Raw genomic sequence first — 17,823 nt, 5'->3', positions numbered from 1 at the left:
AGTCGTACCAAGGGGGACACCGACCTTCCCGTCCGGCCCGCGGCCGTTCGCCATGTCGCGGCCAGCCTGAAGGCGGTCCCTGGCAGGTCGGTGGAAAGGCGCTGGTACGCGCCGCTGCGCCCTCGTTCGAAGGCCGGATCGAAATCGTCAGGGAGGCTGACAAAGACGTCATTAACGCTTCTAAGCTCGAAGAAGTCAAGGCCCCAGAGCCTCTGGCCTTCCCTCAGCCTGCCCGGGACCGAGCCGGCCGGTCCCCAGGCAGCCCGTAACCCCGTGACACCTCTCCATGAACTCTTCTCGGGAGAACCCATGATCCACACCCGCGGGCTCACCCGCAGCTTCCGCACCAGGGGAGAGACCGTCGAAGCCGTGCGCGGCCTCGACATCGACATCGAAGCCGGCTCCGTGGTCGCCTTCCTCGGGCCGAACGGCGCCGGCAAGACCACCAGTCTCCGGATGCTGACCACCCTGCTCCCTCCGTCCTCGGGCACCGCCGTCGTCGCCGGCCACGACGTCGTGGACGACCCCGCCGCCGTACGCCACCGCATCGGCTACCTCGGCCAGGGGAACAGCGCGGGCGGCAACTTCCGGGTCACCGACGAACTCGTCACCCAGGGCCGCGCCTACGGGCTCCGCCGCTCCGAGTCCCGCGCGCGGGCCGAGCGCCTGCTCACCGCCCTCGAACTGGAGGGCCTGGCCCAGCGCACGGTCGGCACCCTGTCGGGCGGCCAGCGCCGCCGCCTGGACATCGCCATGGCCCTGGTCCACGAGCCGGAACTGCTCTTCCTCGACGAGCCCACCACCGGACTCGACCCGCACAGCCGCGCCAACATCTGGGAGCACGTCCTGCGGCTGCACAAGGAGCTCGGCACCACGGTCGTCTTCACCACCCACTACCTGGAGGAGGCCGACCTCTGGGCCGAACGGGTGATGGTCGTCGACCACGGCCGGGTGATCGCCGACGGCTCCCCGGAGCAGCTCAAGGCCGACCTGGCCGGAGACCGCGTCACCGTGGGCACCGCCGACCGCGCCGACGCGGCCCGGGCCGTCGAACTCGCCCGCGCCCTGCCCACCGTCCACGAGGTGACCGCCGAAGGAACCGAGGTACAGGTGCGCGCACCGCACGGCGACGCCCAACTCCCGCTCCTGCTCCGGAACCTGGAGGCGGCCGGGGTGCGGGCGATCACCGCCCGGCTCACCCGCCCCACCCTCGACGACGTCTTCCTCTCCCTCACGGGCCGCACCCTGCGGGAGAGCACCGACGCCACCGCCCCGACCACCACGCGCGACGGAGCCTGACCATGAAGGTGATCACCGACACCCGGACCGCGTTCGCCCGCGAACTGGGGCCCGAGCTGCGGCAGCCCGCGGGACTGCTGTTCACGATGATGCTGCCCTTCCTCTTCCTCGCCCTCTTCGCGCCCCTCCTGCCGGACACGGGCGCCGGCGGGGGGACGGGCACGGGATCCCCCTGGCAGTGGTTCGTGCCCGGAATGCTCGTCCTCCTCGGCCTCTCCGCCACCGCGGGGGCCGGCGCCTCGCTCCTCAACGAGATGTCCTCGGGCGCCTTCGAGCGGATGCTCGTCACCCCGCTCAACCGGGCCTCGATGCTCGTCGGCCGGGCCCTGAAGGAAGTCGTGGTCCTGCTGACGCAGGCCCTGCTGATCCTCGTCCTGCTGCTGCCGACCGACTTCCGGCTGCACCCGCTCGGTGCCCTGGCCGGGCTGGCGCTGCTGACCGTCTTCGGCATCGGGATCGGGGCCCTCTCCTTCACCCTCGCGCTCCACTCCCGCAAGCAGCAGACCCTCTTCTACGGAGTCCAGCAGGTGATCTTCTTCCCGCTGCTGCTGCTCTCCGGGGTCCTGCTGCCCATCACCGAGGCCTCGGCACCGACGTGGCTCTACGTCCTCAGCCGGATCAACCCGGTGACCTACGTCGTCGAGGCCGAACGCGCCCTGTTCGACAACCGGTTCGCCGAGGCGGGCGTCCTGTACGGGATCGTCGCGGCGGCGGCCGTCGCGGTCCTGGGCGTCGTCGCGGGCATCCGCGGCATGCGCAACGCCACCGTGTGACGCGACGTCCGCACACCCCGTCCCCTCGAACGACGTGAAGGAGCACCCACCCGTGACCGCCGAAACCGTCCCGGCCGTCCGGCCCCCCGGCCCGCGCACCGTGGACGTGTGGCTCGACCCCGCCTGCCCGTACACCTGGCTCACCTCCCGCTGGCTGCAGGAAGCGGCCCGGGTCCGTCCGCTGGACCTGCGACGGCACCTGATGAGCCTGGCCGTCCTCAACGAGGGGGCGGACGACGATCCCGAGGGAGATCCCACGGGGTACCTCATGGTGCCGGTGCGGATCGGCACGGCCGTCCTGCACCACCACGGGCAGGAGGCGCTGGCCCGCTTCCACGCCGCCCTCTGGGCGGAGTCGAGCACCGGTGGGGAGGCCGGGCAGAGCAGGAAATGGATCAACGATCCGGCCGTGGCCCTGGTCGACGCCGGACTGCCGGCCGAGCTGGCGGCGGCCGGCGGCACGACCGCGTACGACGAAGAGCTGCGGGCCTCGCACGCGGAAGCCGTCCGGCTCCTCGGCCCGCGCCCCGGGACGCCGGTCGTCGCGGTGACGGACCCGACGGAGCCGGACCTCCCCCCGCTGGTCTTCTTCGGGCCTGTCCTGTCCCGCGTGCCGCGCGGGGAGGAAGCGGGACGGCTGTGGGACGGGACGCTGGTGGTGGCGGGCACCCCCGGCTTCCACGAGCTCAAGGGGACGCCCGCCGACCCGGATCCCGACGTCCGCCGAGGGGACGGTCCGACGTGACGGGCCCCGGTCCGGCGGGCGGTGGGGCGGCGGACGCCGGTGAACGGGCGGGCGGAGGTGCGCGGTCGCCGCCCGTGACCGGCCCCGATCAGTAGTTGCCGAGGCCTCCGCAGACGTTGAGGGCCTGGGCGGTGATCGACGCGGCCGTGTCGCCGATCAGATAGCCGACCAGGCCCGCCACCTCCTCGGGGGTGGTGTACCGGCCCAACGGGATCTTGGCCTCGAAGCGTTCGAGCACCGCCTCGGGGGTGGTGTCCCACGCCGCCGCGTACCCGGCGCGGACCCGCTCGGCCATGGGCGTCTCGACGTACCCCGGGCAGACCGCGTTGACGGTGATGCCGGTCTTGGCCAGTTCGAGGCCCAGCGCCTTGGTGAAGCCGACGACACCGTGCTTGGAGGCCGAGTAGGGGGCGCCGAGCACCACGCCCTGCTTGCCGCCGGTGGACGCGATGTTGACGATCCGGCCCCGGCCGCGTTCGAGCATCCCTCCGACGGTCAGGGCGGCCCGGGTCACCCGGAGCACGCTGTGGAGGTTGGTGTCGATGACGTCGAGCCACAACTCGTCCGTGAGCTCGGCGGTGGGTCCGCCCCCGCTGCGGCCCGCGTTGTTGACGAGGACGTCGACGGAGCCGTACCGGTCGACCGCGGCGCGCACGAAGGCGTTCACCTGCTCGGTGGAGCGCACGTCGCAGGCCTGCCCGTCGGCGTCCACGCCTTCCTCGCGCAACAGTTTGACGGTCTGGGCGACCGCGTCGGCGTCACGGGCGCAGAGATGGATCCGCAGCCCGTCCCGGCCCAGCGATCGCGCCACGGCGAGGCCGATACCGCTGGTCGCCCCGGTGACGACGGCGACCCGTCCTTCAGTGCCGGTCATGGTCCCTCCCGGATCGTGACATCGAGTGTGCGTACGCGGCCCGAGGGTGGCAACGCGCGCTCGACAGGGGCTGGACCGCCGGTGTCGACCGCGGTTCGAGCCGTCCGTCAGGACGGCCGGAAACGTCGGCGGGCCCGTGCCCGCACGACGGGACAGCGGCACCGAAGGGCTCGGTGCCCTGACGAGAAAGCGAAGGAGACGAGAGATGACCGTTCTGGTGACGGGAGCCACGGGGAACGTCGGCCGGCACGTGGTGAGGGGCCTGCTGGCGGCGGGCACCGGGGTGAGGGCGATGACCCGGGCCCCGGAGAAGGCGGCGCTGCCCGCGGGGGTGGAGGTGGTCCGCGGCGACCTGGCCGATCCGGCAAGCCTGGACGCGGCCCTCGCCGGCGTCGACCGGGCCTACCTCTTCCCCCTGCCCGGCACCGCCGAGGAGTTCACCGCGCGGGCGGCGAAGGCGGGGGTACGGCGGATCGTCGTGCTCTCCTCGGTCTCGGCCGAATACGCCGACGGTGACTACAGCGGTGACCACCACACCGCGGTGGAACGCGCCGTGGAGGCGTCGGGCCTGGAGTGGACGCACGTCAGGCCCGGCGAGTTCATGGCCAACGTGCTGAACTGGTGGGCCCCCTCGATCCGGGCCGAGAACGTGGTCCGCGCTCCGTTCGGCGGTACCCGCAGCGCCCCCGTCCACGAGGCCGACATCGCCGACGTGGCGCTGGCCGCGCTGCTGGAGGACGGACACGTGGGCAAGGCGTACTCCTTCGCCGGGCCGCAGTCCCTGACCAAGTACGAGCAGGTGCGCGACCTCGGCGAGGTCCTCGGCCGTGCGATCCGCTTCCAGGAGTTGGCCGTGGAGGAGGCCCGGGCGCTGTGGCTCGGGCAGGGCATGCCGGCGGAGGCGGTGGACTGGCTGCTCCAGGACCCGGTGGACGTGCCGGTGGGACCGACCGCCGAGCAGGTCACGGGACGGCCCGCCCGTACCTTCGCCCAGTGGGTGGCCGACCACCGCGCGGACTTCCAGCCCTCGCGCTGAGGTCCCGTGCCGGCGGCGTTCAGTGGCGGTTGAGCGGGTTTCCAGCAGACCCGCAGACGGTGTTCGGGACCCTCTCCGTGGACCGATGGGAACGCCGTCATGGTGGATGCCGCACAGAACGCAGTGATCCGACGCCTGATCCGAGCCGGAGCCGGCTCCGACGACGAGATCGACGCCCTGCTCAAGGACGTCGGTCTGGCCGAGGTGGCGCGCGTCCTCGTCGAGGAGGTGCTCTTCCGCTGCCCGGAGCCGGCCAACACCGCCTCCGTCGACGTCGCCCTCGACGTCACGTACGGCGGGGAACGGCACGGCGTCGCGCTGCGGATGGTGCGCGACGAGCCGATCCGGGTCGTCGAGGAGGACTCCGCGCGGGTGCGTTCCCGGGTGACCTTCACCGCCGCGGGGTTGGTCCGCCGGCTCTTCGGGCCGGCGGACTCCCCGCGCACCGGGGACTTCCACAACTCCTTCGTGCCCACGCCCGGGGAACCGGAGCAGGTGCGCGAACTCCTCGCCGAGATGAACACCGTGCTGCGCGCGGCGGCCCAGGCCACGGCCACGCTGATGGCCGGCTGCACGGGGCGCTGCCCGGACCTGGGCGAGTTGTCCATCCGCTACGGTTCGGACAAGTGGGCCAGCTTCCACTGGTACACCGCCCACTACGAGCGTCACTTCGCCCCGTACCGGGACCGGCCGGTGCGGGTCCTGGAGATCGGGATCGGCGGTTTCGACGACGACCTCGGCGGCGGCTCGCTGAAGATGTGGAAGCGGTTCTTCCCCCGGGGCTCCGTCTTCGGCCTGGACATCTACGACAAGACCGCGCTGACGGAGCCCCGGCTCACGGCGCTCGTCGGCGACCAGAACGACCCGGAGTACCTGACCGCGTTGGCTCGGGAACACGGCCCGTTCGACATCGTCATCGACGACGGCAGCCATGTGAACGAGCACGTACGGACCTCGTTCCGCACCCTCTTCCCGTACGTGCGCCCCGGCGGCCTCTATGTGATCGAGGACCTGCAGACCTCCTACTTCACCGACTTCGGGGGCAGCACGGGGGGAGTCGCCGGCCCGGACACCTCGCTCGGCCTGGTCAAGGGACTGATCGACGACCTGCACCACAGGGAGCACCGGGAGCCCGCGGTCACCCGCCCCACCCCGACCCAGAGCACCGTCACCGGGGTGCACGCGTACCACAACATCGTCTTCGTGGAGAAGGGGACCAACGGCGAGGACACCCTGCCGGCGTGGATGGACGCCGACGTGTGGACCGCCCTCGGCGCCAAATGACCCGGGACCGGGCGAGACGAAGGGAATCGACCGTGCGCGTTCTGTTCACCGTGTCCTCGTGGCCCACCCAGTACGCGGCCATGGTGCCCCTGGGCTGGGCCCTCCAGGCAGCGGGCCACGAGGTCCGGGTGCTGTGCGCACCCGGGCAGGCCGCCGCCGTGGGCCGGGCCGGCCTCGTGCCCGTCCCGGCCCTCGGGGGGATGGAGGAGGTCCTGCGCCTGCGCCTGCAGTACCACGCGGAGGCGGTGGCGGGGATCTGGCCGTACCCGTGGCTGCCTCCGCACCCGCTGACCGGCGAACGCGTCGACCGCCTCGACGCGTTCGACACCGCTCGCTTCGAGCGGGAGATCGCGCCGGAACTGGCGGACTCGGCCGCCCGGAGCTTCGACGCGGCCGTGGCGTACGCCCGGGACTGGGGGCCGGGGCTGGTCCTCCACGATCCCGGGAGCCTTGAGGGACTGCTCGTGGCGAAGCTGCTGGAGGTTCCGTCGGCGCTGTGTCTGTGGGGACCGGCGAGCCCGCACGACCCCGACCACATGCGGATCGTCCCCACCGATCACAGCGGCGCGTTCCCCCGGTACGGTCTGGGCACGTTCGACCTGAGCATGATCGAGCGGGTGGTGGACCCCAACCCGCCGTCGCTGAAGGTGCCGGTCGAGGCCGAACGGCTGCCCGTCCGCTACGTCCCGTACAACGGCGCCGGGCACGCCCCGGCGTGGACCGCCCGGCCGCCGGAGGGCCGCCGGGTCTGCGTGACCTGGTCCACCGCCCTGTCCACGGTCTCCGGGCCCGACTCCTATCTGCTCCCCCGGATCGTCGCCGCCCTCGACGGCCTGGACGCCGAGGTGGTGCTGACCGCGACCGCGCGGGACGTGGCCGCGCTCGGCGACGTGCCCGCCCCGGTCCGGGTGGTGGAGAACCTGCCGCTGGCCTCCGTGCTGCCGGGGTGCGACGCCGTCGTGCACCACGGGGGCAGCGGCAGCGCGCTCACCGCCCTGTGGGCGGGGGTGCCGCAGTTCATCGCGACCTTCGCGGCGGAGCAGCAGGTGACCGGGGAGCGGGTGGCCGCCACCGGTGCGGCGCTGCACGTGCCCGGGCACCTGGCGGACGAGGCGACGATACGGGGCGGTGTCGAGCGGTTGATCGAGGACGACGCCCACCGGGCGGCGGCCGCTCGGCTCCGCGAGGAGGTCGCGGAGGCCCCGTCACCGGCGGCCCTCGCCGCGGAACTGGTCGCGTCGGCGACGGGCGGCTGAGGCCCGGCGACCGGCGCCGGCCACGGTCGGCGCTCTCGGTGGTCCGCTTCGGTGCGCGGGTGTCGAGGGGCCTGCGAGGGCCGCTGCCGATGCTGCCCGACATGACCACGCGAACCGAGGGAATCGACAGCGCGGAGCCGTCCGGGGACGGCTCCGCGCGCGGGATCGTCATCACCGGCGGCGGCACCGGCATCGGCCGGGCCACAGCCCGTGCCTTCGCCGAGCGGGGCGACCGGGTGCTCGTCGTCGGCCGCACCGAGGCCACGCTGGCCGAGACCGCCGGCGGGCACCCGGGCATCACGCCCTTGGTCGCCGACGTCACCGCGCCGGACGCCCCCGACCGGATCGTCGGGACGGCCCTGGACGTCCTCGGCCGGCTCGACGTCCTGGTGAACAACGCGGCCGCGATGGGATACCGCCCGCTGGCCGCCCTGGACCGGGCGGAGGCCGAACGGCAGCTGCACACCAACCTCCTGGCCCCGGTCCTGCTCACCCGGGCCGCGCTCGAACCCCTGGCGCGGCGCTCCGGCACCGTGGTGAACATCGGCTCCTCCGGGGCGATCGGCCTGCGGTCCTGGCCGGACAACGGCCTGTACGGGGCCGCGAAGTCCGCCTTGGACTTCCTCACCCGCACCTGGGCCGTCGAGTTGGCCCCCCGCGGCATCCGGGTCGTGGGGCTCGCCCCCGGCGTGACCGACACCGCAGGACACGGCGGGCCCGGGCGAAGCGGCGCCGGCCCGGAGTACGCGGCCTTCCTCGAGGAGATCGCCCACCGGACCCCGAGCGGCCGGGTCGGCCGCCCCGAGGAGATGGCCTGGTGGATCGTCCAGCTCACCCGGCCGGAGGCCGCCTACGCCAACGGGACGGTGGTTCCGGTGGACGGCGGGCTCTCCCTCACCTGATCCCGTCCGTCGACCGACGCCCCACGTCCGAGAGGGAGCACCGATGCGCGTCCTGTTCCAGCCGTTCGCCGCCGCCACTCACGTGGCCGCTCAGGTCCCCCTCGCGTGGGCGCTGCGCGCGGCCGGTCACGAGGTCCGCGTCGCGACCCAGCCCGACGTCGCCGAGGACATCGCACGGGCCGGTCTGACCGCGGTGCCGGTCGGCGACCCCCTGCACGTCGCGGCCAAGATGAACCCGGACGACGCGGACCTGGTGGACGAGCTGCGCGACGACGCCTGGCTGCGGGTCCTCGATCCGGGCGAGCTGCGCCCCGAGCGGCTGACCCCGGAGCATCTGCACGGGGTGTTCGCGGCGTGGACGCCGCTGGTGCACCGGAACACGGTGCCGGACCGCATGATCGACGACCTGGTCGCGTACGCCCGGGACTGGCGGCCCGACCTGATCGTCTGGGACACCATGAGCTACGCCGGTCCGGTCGCCGCCCGCGCCTCCGGTGCCGCGCACGCCCGGCTGCTGTTCGGGCTCGACCTGGTGGGCCTGTTGCGCGAGCGGTACCGGGACGTCCTCGACCGGTTGCCCGCGGAGCTGCGGGACGACCCGCTGGAGGAGTGGCTGGGGCACGTCCTGGAACGGCACGGTCTGAAGGGCCCCGGACGGGGGTTCGACGAGGAGCTGGTGGTGGGCCAGTGGACCGTCGACCCGGTTCCCACCTCCCTCGCCCTGCCCCTCCGCGTCCCCCGGGTCCCGATGCGGTACGTGCCGTACAACGGCGCTGCGATCGTGCCCGGTTGGCTGGACGAGCCTCCGGGGAGGCGCCGGATCTGTCTGACCCTCGGTGTCTCCTTCCGCGAGGTGGTCGGCGAGGACCAGGCCTCGGTCGGCGAGCTGCTGGCGGCGGTGGCCGATCTGGACGTCGAGGTGGTGGCCACCCTCAACGCCGAACAGCTCGCCGCCTCGGGCCCGCTGCCGCCGAACGTGCGGGCGGTCGACTTCGTACCGCTGAACGAACTCCTGCCGAGCTGCTCGGCGATCGTCCACCACGGCGGGGCCGGTACGTTCCTGACCGCCCTGGCCCACGGCGTGCCCCAGGTCGTGGTCCCGGCCCGCATGTGGTGCAACACCCCGCGGGCGGAACGGGCCCGGACGGCCGGGGTGGCCCTGACCTGCCCGCCGGAAGAGCTGACCGCCGGCCGGCTCCGCGCGATGGTGAGGCGGGTGCTCGACGACGGGTCGTTCGCGCGCAACGCGGCCCGGGTCCGCGCCGAGATGCTCGGGACACCGACGCCCGGGGAGATCGTCCCGGACCTGGAACGGCTGGTCGCCGCGCATCGGCCTCCCGGGCGTCCCGGCGCCGCATGACATACCGTCGGACGGAGAAGGTCACGGGCTCCGCACGGTCGAGGTGAATCCCTGGTGAGGACACACATCCCCTATCTCCTGGCCGTGGCGAGCACGGTGGCGGCGCGTCGGGTCGACGAACGACTGGCCGACTACGACCTGACGGTGCGTCAATACGGTCTCCTGGCGCAGCTCTCGCTGGAACCCGAGCTGACGATGGCGGAACTGGCCCGCCAGCTCGGCATCGCCCGGCAGTCGGTGCACCAACTGGTCAACGAGCTCGTGGAGGCGGGCCATGTGCGCCGCCGCCCCGGCGCCGACGACCGCTCGCGCCGACTGGAGATCACCGACACGGCGCGGTATCTGCTGACCCGGATCGACGGGCCGCTGCAGCGGGTGGAGGCGGAGTTGCTCGGCGATCTCAGCCCGGGGGAGACCGAGGCCCTGCGCCGGCTCCTCCAGCGCGTCCTGGCGCACGCCACCGACGACGAGGCCTGGCTGCCGGCCCGTTGACGACGGCTCGACGGCCTCGCGCCGGGGCACCAACGGAAGTCGAGGCCGGGTCGAGCCCCGGCCCGTAGCCTCGCCGCCATGCGTGTGCTGTTCGTGACCCTGGCCGCCCGTCCCCACTTCTTCGTCCAGGTGCCGTTGGCCTGGGCCCTGCGCACCGCCGGCCACGAGGTGCGCGTCGCCAGTCAGCCCGATCTGCTGGACGCCATCACCGCGGCCGGACTGCCCGCGACGCCGGTGGGGCCGCCACTGGCCCAGGACGAGTCCGTGGAGGAGCTGCGGCGGCGGCAGGAGAAGGCGGCCGAGCGGCTGACGGATCCGCCCGACGCCCAGGAGCTGATGCGGATGGCGGAGGACCGGCCCGAGCGGCTGACCCCCGACTTCCTGGACGGCCTCTTCACGGTGATGACCTCGGCCATCTTCCAGAACTTCGCGGCCGAGGAGACCGTGGACGACCTGGTGGCGCTGACCCGTCGGTGGCAGCCCGACCTCGTCGTCTGGGACACGCTCATGATGGGCGGGTCGATCGCCGCCCGCGCCTGCGGGGCGGCGCACGCGCGTCTCCTCTACGGGCTCGACCTGCTGGGCACCATGCGGGAGCGGCACCTGGCGTCACTCGCCGCCCGGCCCGAGGAGCTGCGCGAGGACCCGCTCGCCGAGTGGCTGGAGTGGACGGCGGCCCGGTACGGCGGCGGGTTCGGCGAAGACCTGGTGACCGGTCAGTGGACCGTCGACCCCACCCCCGCCTCGCTGCGCCCGCCCACGGAGCTGCCGTGGGTCCCCGTCCGGCACGTCCCGTACAACGGGCGGGCGGTGCTGCCGGAGTGGCTGCGCGAACCGCCCGCCCGGCGCCGGATCTGCCTCACCCTCGGCCTCTCCTTCCGCGAGGTGATGGGCGGTGACCAGGCGTCCGTGCCGGCCCTCCTGGAGGCGCTGGGCGAGCTGGACGCGGAGGTGGTGGCGACCCTGGACGGGGGGCAGCTGGCCGAGGTCGGCCGCGTGCCCGACAACGTACGGACGGTGGACTTCGTGCCGTTGGACGCGCTGCTGCCGTCGTGCTCGGCGATCGTGCACCAGGGTGGGTTCGGTACCTCGCAGAACGCGCTGGTGCACGGCGTCCCGCAGGTCCTCGTCCCCAACGACCTGTGGGACATCCATCCGCGGGCGGAGCTCATCGAGCGGTCGGGGGCGGGAGTGCGGCCTTCCGGAGCCGGTCCGCTCACCCCGGAGGGGCTGCGCGGGTTGGTGACGCGGGTGCTGGACGAGCCGTCGTTCGCGCGGAACGCGGCGCGGTTGCGGGAGGAGGTCCGTGCCATGCCCTCGCCCGCCGAGCTGGTTCCGGTGCTGGAGGAGCTGACCGCGCGTCACCGGTCGGCCGGCTGAACCGGTGACGTACCGGTCGGGAACGGGCCGGTCAGATGCGGCGGTCCAGGGCTTCGGCCAGGGCCTCGCGCCAGGGACGGGGCGCCGGGATGCCGGCCTCGCGCCATCGGGCGTGCCCGAGGACGGTGTACGCGGGCCGGGGGGCACGCCCGCCGAAGACGGTGCCGGGGACGGGCCGTACCCGGTCGGGGTCGGCGCCGACGAGCCGGAACACCTCACGCGCCAGCTCGTACCAGGTGGCCCGGCCCGCGTTGGTGGCGTGGAATATCCCGCGCGCGCCCGGGGCGTGTCCGAGGGCGAGCAGGAGTCGCGCCACGTCCGCCGCCCACGTCGGCTGCCCCACCTGGTCGGCCACGACGTCCACGGGACCGCCGGCCCGCGCCCGCTCGGTCATGGCGCGGACGAAGCTGGATCCGTGTGCCCCGTGGAGCCAGGCGGTGCGGACGACCACGCCGCGCTCCGGCAGCAGGCCGAGGACGGCCCGCTCGCCCGCCCGCTTGCTCCGCCCGTAGGCGTTGCGGGGGGCCGTGGGGTGGTCCTCGGCGTACGGGGATCGGGCGTCGCCGGAGAAGACGTAGTCGGTGGAGAGGTGCAGCAGACGGGTGCCGTGGCGGGCGCACAGGGCGGCGAGGTGCCGGGGGCCGTCCCCGTTCACGCGGAGCGCCCGCTCCTCGTCGGTCTCGGCGGCCTCCACGGCCGTGTAGGCGGCGCAGTTGACCAGGAGGTCGGGGCGGTGCCGGTCGAAGGCCTCGGAGACCGCGCCCGGGTCGGTGATGTCCAGCGCGCGCCGGTCGAGGCCGGTCGCGTCCGCGCCCTCGGCCGCCAGGGCCTTCGTGACCTCGTGGCCGAGGAGGCCGCCCGCGCCGGTGACCAGCCACCTCATCGCGGTGTCCGGTCCGGGGTGGCCGTCGGCTCGCGAAGCCGGCGTTTGAGCGGCTCCCACCAGTCCCGGTTGTCGCGGTACCAGGCGACGGTGTCGGCGAGGCCGTCGGCGAAGGCGTACCGGGGTCGGTAGCCCAGTTCGGCGCGGGCCTTGCCGTCGTCCAGGGCGTAGCGCAGGTCGTGGCCCTTGCGGTCGGGCACCCGCCGGACGCGGCTCCAGTCGGCCCCGCAGGCGTCGAGGAGCAGTCCGGTCAGTTCCCGGTTGGTCAGTTCGGTGCCGCCGCCGAGGTGGTAGACCTCGCCCGCGCGGCCGCGGGTGCGGACCAGGTCGACTCCGGCGCAGTGGTCCTCGACGTGCACCCACTCCCGTACGTTCGTGCCGTCGCCGTAGAGCGGGACGGGTTCACCGTCCAGCAGGTTGGTGACGAAGAGCGGGATCAGTTTCTCGGGGAACTGGCGGGGCCCGTAGTTGTTGGAGCAGCGGGTGACGCGGACGTCGAGTCCGTGGGTGCGGTGCTGGGCCAGGGCCAGCAGGTCGGAGGCGGCCTTGGAGGCCGCGTAGGGGGAGTTCGGGCCGAGCGGGCTGTCCTCGGTCCAGGCGCCCTCGTCGACGGAGCCGTAGACCTCGTCGGTGGAGACGTGGACGAAGGGGCCGACGCCGTGGCGCAGGGCCGCGTCGAGGAGTCTCTGGGTGCCGAGCACGTTGGTGCGGACGAAGGGCTCCGCGCCCTCGATGGAGCGGTCCACGTGCGACTCCGCGGCGAAGTGCACCACCTGGTCGGCCTCGGCCATCAGGCGGTCGACCAGCGCGGAGTCGCAGATGTCCCCGTGGACGAATTCCAGTCGGGGGTGGGACGCGTCGAGGTTGTCGAGCGTGCTCGCGTAGGTGAGCCGGTCCAGCACGGTGACGCGGACGGCCGGATCGTCGGACAGGAGTTTGCGGACGTAGGCCGAGCCGATGAAGCCGGCCGCTCCGGTGACCAGGAGATTCACGGGGTCAGCCTGTCCCGTCCGGTTCGAGCAATCAACGAGGGCCCCTGGTCACGGCCGGCCGGCCGCTCCACCCGTCGTCGACGCGCCGGTGACCGGTTCGGCGGAGACTCGGGCGCGTCGAGACCCCGAGCGTTGGAGGAACGATGGCTCTGTTCGCCGTCCTTGCGACCCAGTCCCCGACCGGAATCCCCGCCGACGAGTTCCGGCGCCGGCTGCCCGAGGGCTTCGCGTACGTCACCGGGCTGGTCGACGCGGGGGTGATCCGGCACAACTGGATCCGGGTCGGCGCCTCCGGCGGGCTGCTGATCTACGAGGTCGACTCGCACGAGGAGCTGAACAGCCTGCTGTACGGGAACCCGCTGAGCCCGCATCTCCGCTTCGAGGTGATCCCCCTGGCGGAGCTCGGCGGCTTCGACCCCGGGGCCTTCGAGAAGCCGGCTGCCTGAGGCGGCTCGTCAGTCGGTCACCAGCGCCCGGGCGAGGCCGCGGTAGAAGGCCACGACCCCGGGTTCCTTCGGGGAAAGGTGGCCGCGCTCGGCGAAACGGGAGCCGACCGCTCGCTGGACCGCCTCCATGCCGAGCCGGTCCTCCCGGTTGACCACTGCGGCGCCCTCCTCGTTCTGCTCGCGGAGCGCGTCGCGGTCCTGGCCGTCGAGCGCCGAGGGGTGCATGAGCACTCCGCCCCGGACCTCGATCCGGTCGACGGTCAGCGGGATCATGGTGATCCAGACGACCGAGTCGCCGAAGGCCGCGAGGCTGCCGCAGGGGAAGACCGCGCAGTTGTACATGGTGGCGCGCTGTTCCTCGGAGAGCGGCAGCGCCGTGGCCGCGAGCGGTTCGCGGAAGGGGCTGAGGAGCCGGGTCACCCAGCGGGATTCGGCCCGCACCTCCATGGCCCCGCCCGGTGGCGTGATGAGTGCCACGGTGGCGGGGTGGAGGCCCATGGCGTGGTAGTTCTCGTGGGCGTTCTGGACCGCGATCTTCCAGTTGCAGTGCCATTTCTCGGTCCAGCCGGCGATCCGCGTCATCTCCGGCAGCCGGTACGCGTCGAGTTCCTCACCGATCCGGCGCAGGTGCGGGGCCAACGGCTCGGCGGACGCGTCGGGGTTGACGAAGACGAACCCCCGCCACTCCTCCACCGCCGGCGCCGGCCGGTGCGGGCCGAGGGCGGACCGGCCCCGCAGGGTCCCGTCCTCGGCCCGGGTCACGGTGAGGGGCCGGCCGGCGGGCGTGAGGGTCACGGACGCGCCGGGCCCGGCCAGATCGTCGGCATGGGCGGCAAGGAGCCAGGACCGTCCGAAGACCCGCTCCCGTTCCGCCTCCCACAGCTCCGGCGAGGTGAAGGCCGCCGGGGGCAGGCTCAGCTCGGGGGCGTCGTCGTCCAGGTACCGCCTCAGCTCCGCCATGATCTCCGCGAGCCTCATGCTCCTCGCCGTTCCTTTCCGTACCGGGCCGTCAGCCGCTCGATCTCGGCGACGGCCTCGTTGGGTGTCGGCATCTCCTCGGTCTCCCGCCGCAGCCGTCGCGCGTGCTCGGCGAACGACGGCTCCTCCAGCACGCGCGCGACCTTCTCGCGGAAGCGCCCGGGGGTGAACTCGCGCAGCGGGAGCGCGAGGAGGTTGCCCTGCTTCTCGTACGCCGCGCCCATCGACTCGGTGACCCACTCCCATCCCGTGAGGAGGAGCTGGGGTACGCCGTGGAACTCGGCCGTGGCCTTGGTCTGGTAGCCGCCGTGGTGCACGACCGCCGCGCAGGTCGGCAGCAGGTCGTGCATCGGGACGTGGTCCACCACGCGCACGGTGTCCGGGAGCGGCGGCAGATGGGCGCGCTGCCGCTCCGAGAGGGCGGCGACGACCTCCACGTCCATCCCGGTGAGGGCGTCCAGCATGCCGATGAGGACCGTGTCGAGGTCCCACAGGTCGTAACCGCTGTCGATGCTCACCCCGAGGGTCAGGCAGACCCGGGGCCGGGCAGGCGGCTCGCGGAGCCACGACGGTACGACCGACCGCCCGTTGTACGGGATGTAGCGGGCGGGGACGGTGGGTACGCCCACGTCCTCGCGGAGACTCGCCGGGCGGGTGTCGATGGTCCACTGGCCGGTGAGCACGGACTCGTCGAACCGGACGTCGGCGCCGAGGCGTTCCAGGGTCCAGTCCAGCCACTCCGCCGTGGGGTCCTCGCGGTGTTCGGGCGGCTGCTCGGCGGCGAGCCGCAGGAAGGTCCGCCGGGTGCCGATCTGCATGGCCAGTTCCGGTCCGGAGACCAGGCGGGCGTGAGCCGCGCCGACGGCGAGCGCCGTGATCGGACCGGCCAGACAGAGCGTCTCCCAGATGACCAGGTCGGGCCGCCAGTGGCGGGCGAAGGCGGCGAGTTCGTCGATCATCGTGTCCGGGTTCAGGCGGGAGTTGAGCGCGGGGACGATGACGCTCTCGTAGCCGAGCTGCTCCTCCCAGGTCTCCTCGTGGTCCGGGTCCCGGCCCTGGTCGGCGGTGCCGAAGTGGGCGATGCCCTCCCGATGGAACTCCCCCAGCCCCTCGTACCACGGCGGGCTCTCGATCGGGACGGCGGTGATCCCGGTCCGGGTGACGGTCTCCACCACGCCGGGGACGCAGGCGGCGCGCACCTCGTGGCCGGCGGTCCTCAGTGCCCAGGCCAGCGGGGCGAGCAGCTGGAAGTGGCTGCCTTCCAGCGACGTGAACAGGACCCTCATCGCTCTGCTCCTCTCCTCGACGTCGGCGCGGCCGTCACCCGTACGGGGATCCGGGCCGGTCCACGGGTCAGCGGTGCCCGGGGCCTGCGCACCGCGGGGGCGGTGGGACGAAGCGCGGCGCCCTTGTCCCCCAGGGCCACGAGCACGGCCTCGGCGAGGGCGCGGTGGAACGGGGCCAGGGCGCGGTGGGCGGGAACCGCCTCGGCGACGGTCCCGCCGTCGAGCAGGACCGCGATCCGCTCTCCGGAGGCGACACGGGCCCCGGCGAGTTCCAGGTCGGCGCCCGTCTCCAGGACGGCGATCCACGTGGGCGGTTCCGCGCGCAGGATCTCCTCGACCGCGGGCCCGACCTCGTCCTCCGGCAGGGGGGAGCGGGCCGCCAGGGCGGTGCGGGCGACGAGGTCGGCGCCGGTGCGGGCGGCGATCGCGACCGTCGCCGGGCCCGTCGCCCCGGGGGCGGCGGCGAGGAGGGAGCGCAGCGTGTCGAGCGCCGGCGCCAGGCACCGGGCGGTGTCGAGGCGCTGCGGGCACACCACCGCGTCCTGGAGCGTCCCGCAGGCTGCGACGGCCTCGGCGAACCGGGCGCGCTCGGGCTCGGGGATCGCGCACGCCTCGGCGAGGGCACCCGTCGCCAGGGGCTCGGCCAGGTCGGCGACGAGATCGAACTCCGGTCCCGCCGCGTCGAGCAGCCGGGCGGACAGGGAGCCGACGTCCGGCACGTCCACGGCGGTGACGCCGGCCTCCCCCGGCACCGCCGGGACGTGTGCGACGGCGGGGTGGGCGAGCAGGGCCGCGGCGGTGGCCGGGTCGGCGGTGACCCAGGGGCCCGGGCCCGAGCGCCACAGCCGCCCGGCGTCCCGGACGCGCGCGCGCAGCGGGCCCGGATCGTCGTCGATGTCGCAGAGCAGGGCGGCGTAGGGGTCGCCCTTGAGCCGGTGCAACCAGAGCGTCCCGTACTCCCGCTGCAGCCGCTCCCCCAGCTCCGCGAGGGCCGTGCTCACGGGGTGGTGCCGGGGTCGCCGGCGATCAGGGGGAAGTCGTCCCCGTCGACGGGCGCGCCCGGTGTCAGGTGGGCCACCGGATGGTCCTGGACCCCGGGCCGGTAGGTGGCGTCGGAGTCCATGTAGACCGACGCGAAGGCGAGTCGGCGTTCGCCGTCGGTGTTGACCCCGGCCATGTGCACGGTGCGGAAGTCGTGGAGGACCACGTCGCCCGCGCGCATGGGGACGGAGATCCGGGGGCTGAACGGGTACGCGGGCCAGATCTCCTCCATCGGCCGGTAGTCCTGGAAGCCGGCCAGGTGGACCTGACGGTGTTCGGGCGCGCGCCGGTGCGAACCGGGGACGTAGATCAGGCAGCCCCGCTCGACGGGCACGTCCACGAGGGGGATCCACGCGGTCAGCGTCCGGGTCAGGCCCGCGAGCGGCAGGCCCGGTTCGTCGTCGTGGACGACGGTGGGCAGGTGGACGTGGGGGTCCTTCTTGAGCACGTCGGTGCCGTAGAGCCGCAGCGGCCCGCCGGCCAGCCCTTCGGCGATCCGGGTGACCACGGGGTGCAGGGCGAGGCGGCGCAGCTCGGGATGCTTGCGCCAGGCCCCCTCGACGTAGTGGACCTGGGTCTCGTCCTCGGAGGCGCCCCAGGTCGCGGGGCCTTCCTCGGCCAGGAGTTCCTCGGCGGCGGCCCGGAAGCCGGCCACCTCGTCGGGGGAGAGCACCGACCGGAGGTGGACGAATCCCTGGTCGCGATAGCGGCGGAGGGTCTCCTCGGTGGGCAGGCCGCTCTCGGTCAGATCGACGGATGTCAGCATGTGATCGTCTTCCTCGCTCGTGTGGGAGGG

18 protein-coding genes are annotated in these 17,823 nt (G+C 73.6%); 11 read left to right on the top strand and 7 right to left on the bottom strand.

Translation table 11 applies throughout. The features are described from left to right. Window positions 1–309: 309 nt before the first annotated feature. From ACIGW4_RS15245 to ACIGW4_RS15235, 3 genes are read left to right on the top strand one after another with little or no spacing between them, the layout of a single operon-like run. Window positions 310–1,299, top strand: coding sequence for an ATP-binding cassette domain-containing protein (locus ACIGW4_RS15245; RefSeq protein ID WP_399580759.1), 990 nt, complete (start codon window positions 310–312; stop codon window positions 1,297–1,299). A gap of 2 nt (window positions 1,300–1,301) precedes the next feature. Then, complete coding sequence (locus ACIGW4_RS15240; protein WP_123456821.1) at window positions 1,302–2,072, top strand: ABC transporter permease; 771 nt, start codon at window positions 1,302–1,304, stop codon at window positions 2,070–2,072. A 52-nt stretch (window positions 2,073–2,124) separates the two neighbouring features. Then, window positions 2,125–2,817: a disulfide bond formation protein DsbA gene (locus ACIGW4_RS15235; RefSeq protein WP_123456820.1), complete on the top strand. Its 693-nt coding sequence runs from the start codon at window positions 2,125–2,127 to the stop codon at window positions 2,815–2,817. Window positions 2,818–2,905: 88 nt separating this feature from the next. Here ACIGW4_RS15235 and fabG read toward each other — a convergent pair whose 3' ends face one another. After that, window positions 2,906–3,691 (bottom strand): 3-oxoacyl-ACP reductase FabG, encoded by a 786-nt coding sequence (fabG, locus tag ACIGW4_RS15230; protein WP_123456819.1) that lies wholly within the window; start codon window positions 3,689–3,691, stop codon window positions 2,906–2,908. Window positions 3,692–3,896: 205 nt separating this feature from the next. Here fabG and ACIGW4_RS15225 point away from each other — a divergent pair, with 205 nt between their 5' ends. The 7 genes from ACIGW4_RS15225 to ACIGW4_RS15195 all read left to right on the top strand — a co-directional run bounded on the left by ACIGW4_RS15225 (window position 3,897) and on the right by ACIGW4_RS15195 (window position 11,401). Further along, window positions 3,897–4,727 (top strand): NAD(P)H-binding protein, encoded by an 831-nt coding sequence (locus ACIGW4_RS15225; protein ID WP_123456818.1) that lies wholly within the window; start codon window positions 3,897–3,899, stop codon window positions 4,725–4,727. Between the two features lie 99 nt (window positions 4,728–4,826). After that, a complete protein-coding gene (locus ACIGW4_RS15220) occupies window positions 4,827–6,011 on the top strand; it encodes a class I SAM-dependent methyltransferase (RefSeq protein WP_123456817.1) in 1,185 nt (394 codons plus the stop codon). A gap of 32 nt (window positions 6,012–6,043) precedes the next feature. Beyond that, complete coding sequence (locus ACIGW4_RS15215) at window positions 6,044–7,267, top strand: nucleotide disphospho-sugar-binding domain-containing protein (protein WP_399580754.1); 1,224 nt, start codon at window positions 6,044–6,046, stop codon at window positions 7,265–7,267. Between the two features lie 101 nt (window positions 7,268–7,368). After that, window positions 7,369–8,169 (top strand): SDR family NAD(P)-dependent oxidoreductase, encoded by an 801-nt coding sequence (locus tag ACIGW4_RS15210; protein ID WP_123457643.1) that lies wholly within the window; start codon window positions 7,369–7,371, stop codon window positions 8,167–8,169. A 43-nt stretch (window positions 8,170–8,212) separates the two neighbouring features. Then, a complete protein-coding gene (locus ACIGW4_RS15205) occupies window positions 8,213–9,529 on the top strand; it encodes an activator-dependent family glycosyltransferase (protein ID WP_399580751.1) in 1,317 nt (438 codons plus the stop codon). 54 nt (window positions 9,530–9,583) lie between these two features. Then, window positions 9,584–10,021 (top strand): MarR family winged helix-turn-helix transcriptional regulator, encoded by a 438-nt coding sequence (locus ACIGW4_RS15200; protein WP_221211261.1) that lies wholly within the window; start codon window positions 9,584–9,586, stop codon window positions 10,019–10,021. Between the two features lie 78 nt (window positions 10,022–10,099). After that, window positions 10,100–11,401 carry an activator-dependent family glycosyltransferase gene (locus ACIGW4_RS15195; RefSeq protein ID WP_398706382.1) on the top strand — a complete coding sequence of 434 codons (1,302 nt, stop codon included), beginning with the start codon at window positions 10,100–10,102 and terminating at the stop codon, window positions 11,399–11,401. Between the two features lie 31 nt (window positions 11,402–11,432). Here ACIGW4_RS15195 and rfbD read toward each other — a convergent pair whose 3' ends face one another. Together rfbD and rfbB are read right to left on the bottom strand one after the other, a co-directional pair. Beyond that, window positions 11,433–12,284 (bottom strand): dTDP-4-dehydrorhamnose reductase, encoded by an 852-nt coding sequence (gene rfbD, locus ACIGW4_RS15190; RefSeq protein WP_398706380.1) that lies wholly within the window; start codon window positions 12,282–12,284, stop codon window positions 11,433–11,435. Further along, window positions 12,281–13,276 carry a dTDP-glucose 4,6-dehydratase gene (gene rfbB, locus ACIGW4_RS15185; RefSeq protein ID WP_398706378.1) on the bottom strand — a complete coding sequence of 332 codons (996 nt, stop codon included), beginning with the start codon at window positions 13,274–13,276 and terminating at the stop codon, window positions 12,281–12,283. The genes rfbD and rfbB overlap by 4 nt, the downstream gene beginning before the upstream one ends. Before the next feature lie 143 nt (window positions 13,277–13,419). Here rfbB and ACIGW4_RS15180 point away from each other — a divergent pair, with 143 nt between their 5' ends. Then, window positions 13,420–13,722, top strand: coding sequence for a muconolactone Delta-isomerase family protein (locus ACIGW4_RS15180; protein WP_123456810.1), 303 nt, complete (start codon window positions 13,420–13,422; stop codon window positions 13,720–13,722). 9 nt (window positions 13,723–13,731) lie between these two features. Here the strand turns inward: ACIGW4_RS15180 and ACIGW4_RS15175 are convergent, their stop codons facing one another. Genes ACIGW4_RS15175 through ACIGW4_RS15160 form a run of 4 tightly spaced genes read right to left on the bottom strand, consistent with a single transcriptional unit; the run spans window position 13,732 to window position 17,793 of the window. Next, complete coding sequence (locus ACIGW4_RS15175; RefSeq protein ID WP_399580744.1) at window positions 13,732–14,700, bottom strand: SRPBCC family protein; 969 nt, start codon at window positions 14,698–14,700, stop codon at window positions 13,732–13,734. Continuing rightward, window positions 14,697–15,986: an activator-dependent family glycosyltransferase gene (locus tag ACIGW4_RS15170; protein ID WP_398706375.1), complete on the bottom strand. Its 1,290-nt coding sequence runs from the start codon at window positions 15,984–15,986 to the stop codon at window positions 14,697–14,699. The genes ACIGW4_RS15175 and ACIGW4_RS15170 overlap by 4 nt, the downstream gene beginning before the upstream one ends. Further along, entirely contained in the window at window positions 15,983–16,987 is a 1,005-nt protein-coding gene (locus tag ACIGW4_RS15165; protein WP_399580741.1) for a hypothetical protein, read from the bottom strand. The genes ACIGW4_RS15170 and ACIGW4_RS15165 overlap by 4 nt, the downstream gene beginning before the upstream one ends. Further along, complete coding sequence (locus ACIGW4_RS15160; RefSeq protein ID WP_123456806.1) at window positions 16,984–17,793, bottom strand: phytanoyl-CoA dioxygenase family protein; 810 nt, start codon at window positions 17,791–17,793, stop codon at window positions 16,984–16,986. Before ACIGW4_RS15160 ends, ACIGW4_RS15165 begins: the two co-directional genes overlap by 4 nt. Between the last annotated feature and the right edge of the window lie 30 nt (window positions 17,794–17,823).

Source organism: Streptomyces sp. NPDC053513 (genome assembly GCF_044544765.1).
GTDB lineage: Bacteria > Actinomycetota > Actinomycetes > Streptomycetales > Streptomycetaceae > Streptomyces > Streptomyces litmocidini.
This window is presented reverse-complemented; position numbering and strand designations above follow the sequence as displayed.

Coding starts and splice junctions, on each gene's coding strand:
- ACIGW4_RS15245 (WP_399580759.1), top strand. CDS start 310: ATGATCCACACCCGCGGGCTCACCCGCAGCTTCCGCACCAGGGGAGAG.
- ACIGW4_RS15240 (WP_123456821.1), top strand. CDS start 1,302: ATGAAGGTGATCACCGACACCCGGACCGCGTTCGCCCGCGAACTGGGG.
- fabG (WP_123456819.1), bottom strand. CDS start 3,691: ATGACCGGCACTGAAGGACGGGTCGCCGTCGTCACCGGGGCGACCAGC.
- ACIGW4_RS15225 (WP_123456818.1), top strand. CDS start 3,897: ATGACCGTTCTGGTGACGGGAGCCACGGGGAACGTCGGCCGGCACGTG.
- ACIGW4_RS15220 (WP_123456817.1), top strand. CDS start 4,827: ATGGTGGATGCCGCACAGAACGCAGTGATCCGACGCCTGATCCGAGCC.
- ACIGW4_RS15210 (WP_123457643.1), top strand. CDS start 7,369: ATGACCACGCGAACCGAGGGAATCGACAGCGCGGAGCCGTCCGGGGAC.
- ACIGW4_RS15205 (WP_399580751.1), top strand. CDS start 8,213: ATGCGCGTCCTGTTCCAGCCGTTCGCCGCCGCCACTCACGTGGCCGCT.
- ACIGW4_RS15195 (WP_398706382.1), top strand. CDS start 10,100: ATGCGTGTGCTGTTCGTGACCCTGGCCGCCCGTCCCCACTTCTTCGTC.
- rfbD (WP_398706380.1), bottom strand. CDS start 12,284: ATGAGGTGGCTGGTCACCGGCGCGGGCGGCCTCCTCGGCCACGAGGTC.
- ACIGW4_RS15180 (WP_123456810.1), top strand. CDS start 13,420: ATGGCTCTGTTCGCCGTCCTTGCGACCCAGTCCCCGACCGGAATCCCC.
- ACIGW4_RS15175 (WP_399580744.1), bottom strand. CDS start 14,700: ATGAGGCTCGCGGAGATCATGGCGGAGCTGAGGCGGTACCTGGACGAC.
- ACIGW4_RS15170 (WP_398706375.1), bottom strand. CDS start 15,986: ATGAGGGTCCTGTTCACGTCGCTGGAAGGCAGCCACTTCCAGCTGCTC.
- ACIGW4_RS15160 (WP_123456806.1), bottom strand. CDS start 17,793: ATGCTGACATCCGTCGATCTGACCGAGAGCGGCCTGCCCACCGAGGAG.